The organism is Bacillus sp. AFS053548 (genome assembly GCF_002575105.1).
Taxonomy (GTDB): Bacteria; Bacillota; Bacilli; order Bacillales; family Bacillaceae_G; genus Gottfriedia.
This window is the reverse complement of the sequence record NZ_NUHI01000032.1, coordinates 94,144-102,932: the sequence shown is the minus strand read 5'-3', so window position 1 is coordinate 102,932 and position 8,789 is coordinate 94,144. Positions and strand designations below refer to the sequence as shown.

At 32.7% G+C, this 8,789-nt stretch carries 7 protein-coding genes; 1 reads left to right on the top strand and 6 read right to left on the bottom strand.

Features of this window, described 5'->3' with window-relative positions:
- The first annotated feature begins 315 nt into the window (after window positions 1-315).
- Window positions 316-963, top strand: coding sequence for a PAQR family membrane homeostasis protein TrhA (gene trhA, locus CN946_RS17520; RefSeq protein ID WP_098862322.1), 648 nt, complete (start codon window positions 316-318; stop codon window positions 961-963).
- 218 nt (window positions 964-1,181) lie between these two features.
- Here the strand turns inward: trhA and CN946_RS17515 are convergent, their stop codons facing one another.
- The 6 genes from CN946_RS17515 to CN946_RS17490 form a co-directional block, all read right to left on the bottom strand.
- Complete coding sequence (locus CN946_RS17515; RefSeq protein ID WP_098862321.1) at window positions 1,182-2,309, bottom strand: Ger(x)C family spore germination protein; 1,128 nt, start codon at window positions 2,307-2,309, stop codon at window positions 1,182-1,184.
- On the bottom strand, window positions 2,299-3,402 hold the full coding sequence (locus tag CN946_RS17510; RefSeq protein WP_218012665.1) for a GerAB/ArcD/ProY family transporter: 1,104 nt from the start codon (window positions 3,400-3,402) through the stop codon (window positions 2,299-2,301). Before CN946_RS17510 ends, CN946_RS17515 begins: the two co-directional genes overlap by 11 nt.
- A complete protein-coding gene (locus CN946_RS17505) occupies window positions 3,392-4,888 on the bottom strand; it encodes a spore germination protein (protein ID WP_098862319.1) in 1,497 nt (498 codons plus the stop codon). Before CN946_RS17505 ends, CN946_RS17510 begins: the two co-directional genes overlap by 11 nt.
- A gap of 177 nt (window positions 4,889-5,065) precedes the next feature.
- Window positions 5,066-6,916, bottom strand: a complete 1,851-nt coding sequence (locus tag CN946_RS17500; protein WP_098862318.1) for a PTS fructose transporter subunit IIABC — start codon at window positions 6,914-6,916, stop codon at window positions 5,066-5,068.
- A gap of 11 nt (window positions 6,917-6,927) precedes the next feature.
- Window positions 6,928-7,839 (bottom strand): 1-phosphofructokinase, encoded by a 912-nt coding sequence (pfkB, locus tag CN946_RS17495; protein WP_098862317.1) that lies wholly within the window; start codon window positions 7,837-7,839, stop codon window positions 6,928-6,930.
- Entirely contained in the window at window positions 7,836-8,591 is a 756-nt protein-coding gene (locus tag CN946_RS17490; protein WP_286133972.1) for a DeoR/GlpR family DNA-binding transcription regulator, read from the bottom strand. Before CN946_RS17490 ends, pfkB begins: the two co-directional genes overlap by 4 nt.
- Window positions 8,592-8,789: the final 198 nt, after the last annotated feature.

Below are 8,789 nucleotides of genomic sequence, written 5' to 3'. Positions count from 1 at the left end.
CTCTTTTTGCAAGTATCAATGATTTATTCATATTATTAAGAGTTTGTTCAGTTCCACAGATCGAATCAACTTTCAAATTACTCACCTCATGTATTCTATATAAACACAATGAGTGATTTGCATTTAGAACAAATTGTGATATTTTTATAAACTTTTATAAATTTAAACTAACAGTTGTTAACCTCTTTTTATGTAATTTACAGGTTAATTTTATCATAAAAAATTTTCTCTTTAAACACTTGACTATATAATATAGTTAGTGATAACTTTATATGTAGTTATCAAAACTACATAACATAGTTGGAGGAGATAAACATGGGGAACTTTATGCGTGAACCTATTAATTCCATGACACATTTAGTCGGTGCTATATTATCACTATTTGGGTTACTAGCGATGGTTTTAAAGTCAACTTTTTCTGGTGGAAGTTTATTACAAACATCTGCGGTTATTGCATTCGGTGTAAGTATGATACTTCTCTATTCAGCTTCAACGACCTATCATATGTCTAAAGCTAGCGATAAAATAATCGCTTTCTTAAGACGGATGGATCATTCAATGATCTTTGTCTTAATTGCAGGTACATATACTCCTTTTTGTATCATTAGTCTAAAAGGTACATTGGGATGGATCATTTTTTCTATTGTATCTTTCATTGCATTTTGTGGTGTTTTGTTCAAGTTGATTTGGTTTAGTTGTCCAAGATGGTTATCAACAGCCCTTTATATCGCTTTAGGATGGGTTATTATACTTGCTTCGGCACCTTTATCTGATGCGATTAGTATGAAAGGGATGTTCGCGCTAATCTTAGGTGGAATTTTCTACACAGTTGGTGGCGTGATTTATGGAATTAAGCCTAAATTTTTATCTTTTAAAAATTGGGGATTCCATGAAATTTTCCATATATTTATTATGCTAGGAACACTTTGTCATTTCTTCTGTGTTTATTACTTTGTAATCTAACTAATCAAAAAAACCATCCTCAATGGATGGTTTCAGTGTGTAGACAAAGTACTTTAAACTTGATTTTCAGACTGATTGCAAGCGCTTGTCTTTCGAGGCGCGAAGCCTGGTGAGGAGCGGAGTTACCCTAGACGGTAATGAGCACCGCAGACAGGCGAAGTAACGAAGAAAGCGAGCGTTTGTCAACAGTCTGAAACCATCCTCAATGGATGGTTTTATTATTTTAAAATACCTGTTCCAACAATTTTCACTTCAACTTTTGGTTTAATGGTAATTTTAGCATAGTCTTTTTTCCAATCCAGTTTTTTCCACACGTCTGGATGAAATGAAATTAATTGTCTGCCAATTCCTAAAGCATCACAGTTTGATTCTTGAAGTGTTTTAATGATTTTTTCAGCTTTTATTGTTAATTGCTTTGAAATTTTTTTATTTAACTTATCAATTTCTTTTTGGGAATCTAATTCATCATGTGAATACTCAAGTGTATCAACGTCCAGTTTTAGATTTAAATTTACGGTTATTTTATTTCCTTTTGATACTTTAATTTTCATTTTTGGCTTATTTTTTTTCACTTGAATCGTTATATATCGTTCCCTAATATCTTTTTCTTTCGGACTAACTTCTACATTGAATCTTGCGTATTTCTTCATTTGATTTTTAAATAAAAGTAACATAGTAGGTTCATCTCCTAAAAGATTATACCCTGTATATTTGTGATCGTTAAATAATGCTACCCCAGAAATATCGATCAATTTATCTTCATCTTTTTCAATTAGCGGCAAAAAAATATCTTCACCTGGGTCGAACATAATTGTACAGATTGTTTCAACATTTTCAATCGGAACCATCGTATGACTTTCTGCGTTAGTTACTAGATCCAAAATTTCTTCGCTTATGAGTGTTTCCTCTACTTTGCTTAGTTTTAAAATTTCTACCGCTCGGCCCTTAGTAATAATAACTTTTGCCCCTAATGAACTTCTTGGGTCTCTATATATAACATCGAATATAGGATAAATATCCTGTTTAGACAATTCATCCCCAAGTAATAAAACCCTTGTTTTATTAGTAGCATAATCACCTGCTACTTTTCGAGTAACTTTTATTCTTGCATCACTTGATGTTTTTCCAGTGGCAGTAATAATGACATTTGTTGTTTTAACTTGTGTAGGATCACTTCCACCTTGGCTATTTGTTTTAATGACTGCAGTTACTAGCATATTATTATCCTCTGCTAAATCAAATCCAGCACTATAAACTAGCCTAGACTCCTTTAGTAATCTTTGATCCCAACAACTAGTTAATGGCAAAATACAAATTAAACAGATCAATACTAATTTATATTTCATATGAATTACCGAGTTCTTTCTTTTTTCTTATAAGCGAAACAATTAATAAAATTAATGGTAATGCAAAGATAAAAAAATAACTTATAAAAGAAAGAATTGTCCCAAATTTCTTTACAAATTCTTCACTATTTGGTAAAAAAGTACAGATGATCGCAATAGCAAGTCCTGTAAAAATAGTTGTTTTACTATGGCTTTTAAACCTTAAGAGTTTGCTGATTCCGAAACTAGTTAAATATAAATAGGTCACAAATGAAGTTAAGATTGGTACAACCCATATAGAAAGAAAGACAAGGTCTAATCTTTCAATCACTTCATATGATAATGATTTTAGTAAATATAAAATTGGCTCAGGTACGATTTCAATTTCTGCTTTGCTAAAACTCATATAGCTTGTAATTAAAAAAAATGTATACAAGATGCTTACAAAACTAATTGAGATTGTTCCAGCTTTTAATATTTTGTTTGGCTTTCCTTTTACATACGGAAATAAGACTAAAATGAACTCAAATCCCATCATTGAGATTAGTGCATCGTGAGCTCCAAGAAGGATGTTTTTAACACCTGCCTGTCCAACTGGAAATAAATAGCGATAATTTACATTATTGTAAGAACAAAATTCAAAGAAAATCAAAAATAAAATTAAAACACAAACGAAAGTAAAAAATCGTGCGATTACTTTCATATTTTCTTTTGCTAAATAAACCCCTGTACCAACTATAAATATGATTAATACAAAAGGTGGAGTAAATGTAAGAATCCATTTTTTTAGTACAGAAATGGTGATGATCACCACATAAATCGCAACAATAAAGAAAAATAAGATATAAAGATACGAAATTACAATCCCAATATATTTACCAACTATTTTCGTTGTATATTCATAGATCGTATCTTTAGGAAATCTACTACCAAGTAACCACATAATTAGTAAAAGTAAAAACACCCCACCACCAGCAACTAATGTTGAAATCCAACCATCGTGTTGTGCATGTTTATGGACTACATATGGTAGGGAAAGTAATCCTACACCAATTTGAGCTTGAATGATGACGAATGTGAATTGCGTTATTGAAAGCATCTTTTCATTTTTCATCATTTTCCCATCCTCTAGAATTATTTTCTCGTTTAAACGTCTTTGGTAAAGCTGCAAATGGTCGTTTTTTCATTTTCCATTGTGGAACGCGAACAACTGTATCTTTTAAATCTGATTTTCTAAATGGAGCAAATGGCGCGAAATATGGTGATCCGAACGATTCAAGTTTACATAAATGGATTAAGATAATACTAAGTCCAAAAACGATTCCAATTAAGCCTATTAGTGATGCTGCAAACATTAAAGGAAAACCAAGTAATCGGACAGAGGTTCCGATTTCATTATCTGGTACAACAAATGATGCAATTGCCGTAAGTGAAATGACAACAATCATCGTATTTGATACCAAATTAGCCTGTACAACTGCAGTTCCTATTACTAAACCACCTACAACACCCAATGTTTGTGCAATAGGATTCGGTAGTCTAATTGCAGATTCTCTAAGTAATTCTAATGTTATTTGCATACCTAGTGCTTCAATTAATGGTGGGTATGGAACGTTTTCTAATGAGCTTTTTACATTAAACACTAGGTCAATTGGAATAATTTCAAAGTGAAAAGAAACTAATGCAATATATAGTGCCGGTAATGAAATAGCAATTAAAAAACTAACCAATCTTAAAATACGAGCAAATGATGCAACCATCCATCGGCTATTATAGTCATCAGGTGATTGATAAAACGCGAAAAAAGTAATTGGTAAAACAAAGGCTGAGGGACTACCATCTGTTAGAATAGCAACCTTTCCTTCCATTAAATTACCCGCTATTCGGTCAGATCTCTCAGTTGTTAATACTTGTGGAAAAGGTGAATATGGATCATCTTCTATAAATTCCTCAAGATTACCCGGTGAATGGACATAATCAACATTTATATATGAAAGTCTTCTATGGACTTCCTTAACTAAATCCTCATTTGCAATCGTATCAATATATAAGACTGCTATTCGTGTATCAGATTCTACCCCTAGTGATAGAGTTTTTACAACAAGATTAGGACTACTAATTCTTCGTCTTATTTGATTTATATTTGTCAGTATACATTCTACTAACCCGTCATGGGAGCCTCTGATCGTTTGTTCACTACTAGGCTGTTGAATTGATCTATTTTGAAAGGAAGTAGTTTCTAAAATAAATACAGTTTTTTCATCCTCTGTGAAAATGAGTGTGCTTCCTTTTACAATACTGAGAATACCTTCATCAAATGAATCCGAACTTTTAACATCATTTATTGATACAGTATTCGGAATCGTATTCTTTGGATTATTAATAATTTGTTGAATGATTTGGACTTCAAGAGCTTCTCTACCTACGATTGTACTAATATAGACAACTACAATCTTTTTATTATGAAACATTAAATGTCTGATCGTTAAATCACTCGTATTTATTAGTGATTTTTTTACATTTTCTACATCCCGATCCAAATCGCCACTTATTTCAATTATTGAACCTCGATTATTTTGGTTATGTTTATTAGAACGCATTATGCATTTCACCCAATTTCCAAACTCATACAATAAATTAGACTTATTTTGCGTTAAATTAAGGTTATTATTCACTTGTAAATTCCAGTATTTGTAAAACTGTTAACATTTGAATAAAAAAAGGCGATCCCATAAGTCAAAGTAATGACTTTAAGGTCGCCTTTTTATTTTTCTTAATTATTCATTTACTCTTTTTTTCCAAATTCCAAGCATGATCGCTGTGATGATTGAGCCAATTAATATAGCTAGTAAATACAATACTGGTTTATTTACTAACGGAATAACAAATGCTCCACCATGTGGCGCAGGTAATGTAATACCAAATGCCATTGCAAGTCCACCTGCAATTGAAGAACCTACAACAGAACTTACAATTACCCTTACTGGGTCTGCTGCAGCAAATGGTATCGCTCCTTCTGTTATAAAAGAAATCCCCATAACATAGTTTGTAATACCTGATTTACGTTCCATTTCAGTAAACTTCGATTTGAAAAGTGTAGTAGCTAAAGCAATACCTAATGGAGGTACCATACCACCTGCCATTACAGCAGCATGTGGCGCAAAATTATTTGCTGCAATTGCAGCTATACCAAATGTGAATGCAGCTTTATTTATAGGTCCACCCATATCTACTGCCATCATTCCACCAAGAATTAATCCTAACAATACAGCGTTTCCACCATTTAAACTACTTAACCAATGAGTTAAAGCGGAATTTAAATAAGTTACAGGAGGATTTACGACTAATTCCATTAAAATACCAGTAATTAATAATCCAAATACTGGATATAATAGAACCGGCTTAATACCTTCTAATGACTTAGGTAACTTAGAAAATACTTTCTTTAGTCCAAGTACAACATAACCAGCTAAGAAACCAGCAATTAAACCACCTAAGAATCCCGCGCCAGCACTTGAAGCTAAAAACCCACCAACTACCCCTGGTACAAATCCAGGTCGATCGGCAATCGAACTTGCAATAAAGCCGGCTAATATAGGAACTAAATAACTAAAAGCGCCAGTTCCTCCAATTTTCATTAGTAATTCAGCAACTGGACCTTTTGTATGAATACCTCCAAACGCAAATGCTAACGCAATTAGAATTCCTCCACCAACTACAAAAGGTAACATATTACTTACACCATTCATTAAGTGCTTGTAAATACCAGAACCTTGATTAGTTGAAGAACTTCCACCACCATTATGATTAGCATGAAAAATTGGTGCATCTTGTTTAACAGCTCTTTCAAGTAATTCCTTTGACTTACGAATTCCATCTGCTACTGGTACTTGGATGACATGTTTTCCATCAAAGCGATTTACTTCTACTTGTTTATCCGCTGCTACGATAATAGCTGCTGCTCTATTAATCTCGTCTTTTGTTAATTCATTTTTTATCCCTGTTGATCCATTCGTTTCAACTTTTAAATCAATATTTAATTCTCTTGCTTTTGCCTTTAAAGCATCTGCCGCCATATAAGTGTGAGCAATACCTGTTGGACATGCAGTTACTGCAAGGACTAGTGGACGTGAAGAATCTTCTATTACTGTTTCTTCATTTTCATCATTTAACGATTTTTCTTTTTGATCGATTAATTGAATAATTTCATTTGCATCTTTTGCTCTTAATAATGAGCCACGAAATTCTTCATCCATTAAAAGTGAAGATAGTCTAGATAATGTTTCTAAATGCGCATTATTAGCGCCTTCACTAGCTGCAATCATAAAAAATAAATGAGCCGGTTGACCATCAAGTGATTCATAATCAATCCCATCTTTTGATCGACCAAATGCAATTGCCGGAGCCTTAACCGCTACAGTCTTAGCATGTGGAATTGCAATACCTTCTCCAATTCCTGTTGTACTTTGACCTTCACGTGTTAATATCGCTTCTTTAAACTGTTGTTTATCGTTTAATTTCCCTGCCTGATCTAAAACCTGTATTAATTCATCAATTACTGACATTTTTGATGATGAATTTAAATCAATGAGAACTGTATCTATTTTTAATAATTCTGTGATTCTCATAGTTCGCCCCCCTAACCTTTTTCAATCTTTACTTGATTAAGTAATTCTTCAATTTTCTCTCTTTTTGTTAAATCCTCTGAAAAAGCGGTAGCACTACCTGATGCTACACCTACTTTAAATGCAGTTTCAATATTATTTGTTTTTACATAAGTACCAACAAAACCAGCCACAAGTGAATCACCTGCACCGACTGAATTAATTACTTCTCCCTTTGGAACATTTGATACATAAACGGAAGACTCTGTAATAAGAATCGCTCCATCACCTGCAAATGAGATCCCTACATTTTGAGCACCCATTTCAACTAACTTTTTACCGTACGGGATTGCTTGTTCAATTGAAGTAATTTTGACATCAAATAAGTCACCTAATTCATGATGATTTGGCTTAATAAAAAATGGACGATGTTTAACCACATCTAAAAGTACTTTTCCACTTGCATCTACAATGATATGGATCCCATTTTCTTGTCCCCACAAAGTCAATTGTTCATATAAATCAGATGGTAATGTATTAGGGATATTACCAGCTAATACAACATAATCACCTTTTTTAATTTGTTTTAGTTTATAAAAAAATTGATCTAATTTTTCCTCGGAAATTGCTGGGCCTTGTCCGTTAATTTCAGTTTCTAATTGAGATTTTAATTTTATGTTAATTCTAGAATCGCCTTCTACTTGAACAAAGTCAGATGTAACTCTTTCATTTCCCAATACATTTTTAATAAAATCTCCTGTAAATCCTCCGACGAAACCAAGTGCTATGCTTTCGACATCTAATCTTTTCAAAACTCTAGAAACATTAATTCCTTTACCACCAGGAAATTTATTTTCCCTTTTCATTCGATTAATTTTTCCTAAGCCTATATCGTCTACTTCAACGATGTAATCGATTGAAGGATTAAGTGTTACTGTATAAATCATGATTTCACTACCTTTATCAAAGATGTTTTTTCCTCAAATTGTTTGGCAAGTACATCATCTATTTCGTCCGTTAAAATAATCGCTTCTTCAATTTCACCAATCTTTGCAAAACTTGTTTCGCCAAATTTACTGTAATCAGCTATTATGAATACTTTCTCTGACATAGAGATTGCTGTTTTCTTTACAAACGCCTCTTCAGGATCTGGCGTAGTATAGCCAAACTCGGGATGGATACCGTTCGCCCCAATAAAACATTTATCAAACCGATAATTCTTTAAACTTTCCGAAGCCATACTCCCAATCAACGCTTTTGTATGCCCTTTCATTTTTCCACCTATAAGATAGGCGGACACTTCATTTTCGAAAAGAGCTTCAACATGCATTAATCCATTCGTAACGACTGTTACATCTAACCCCTTTAATAAAGGAATCATTTCAAATGTAGTGCTTCCAGCATCTAAATATATACAATCGCCTTCATTAATTTGAGTTACTGCTAGCCCGGCGATTAATTTTTTACTTTGAACGTTTTTGGATGTTTTTTCAGTCATACTTAATTCAGTGGCTTTGCTATTGATTGAAGCGGCTCCACCATGAACTCTTTTTAAGAGATTAAGAGACTCAAGCTCAACTAAATCACGTCGTATTGTCGACTCAGAAGTATTTGTGGCTTCTACGATATCCCTTAATTTCACAATACCCATTCTTTTTATCATCTCTATAATGAATTGTTGTCTTTCCGGAGTTAACATAGAATTCATCCTTTCATAAAACCAAGTATAAGACACAAAAAATAAAAAATCAATCATTTTCTTCCAAAAACGTTCAATAACAATCTAATTCGTTCAAACCCATTTAAAACCGTTCAAATTTGTAAAAATTTACAGGCTACATTAAACTAAAAATAAGAATTTAAATTTGTTTTTTATATTATTTCTTATGTTTACTCA